Origin of the sequence: Vogesella mureinivorans, assembly GCF_007644035.1 — a bacterium.
Lineage (GTDB): Bacteria > Pseudomonadota > Gammaproteobacteria > Burkholderiales > Chromobacteriaceae > Vogesella > Vogesella mureinivorans.
The window spans coordinates 1-375 of record NZ_VMTV02000138.1 but is presented as its reverse complement, the minus strand read 5'-3'; the positions used below and the strand labels follow the sequence as shown (position 1 = coordinate 375).

The 375-nt window shown below is 40.3% G+C and carries 1 protein-coding gene; it reads right to left on the bottom strand.

Going from position 1 to position 375, the window contains the following annotated elements:
- Positions 1-375, bottom strand: a 375-nt coding sequence (locus tag FLQ44_RS04810) for a 3-deoxy-7-phosphoheptulonate synthase (RefSeq protein WP_147693321.1), incomplete at both ends; no start/stop codon positions are given.

Here is a 375-nt window from a genome sequence, read left to right as displayed (position 1 = left end):
AAAAGCTATGACCATGCTTCACGGACTGCATTGCGTTGGTTGCAACAGTTAAGCCACCATCGGTACCATTTTTAAAACCGACAGGTGATGACAAACCAGATGACATTTCACGATGGGTTTGGCTTTCTGTGGTACGTGCGCCAATGGCAGACCATGAAATTAAATCTTGATAATACTGAGGTGAGTTTGGATCCAACGCTTCAGTCGCACAAGCTAAACCTTTGTCATTTAACTCAAGCAGTAATTTACGTCCTAAACGTAAACCTTTTTCGATATTAAAAGAATCATTCATGTCAGGATCATTGATCAAACCTTTCCAACCTACAGTTGTACGAGGTTTTTCAAAATAAACACGCATGATGATGTAGAGCGTAT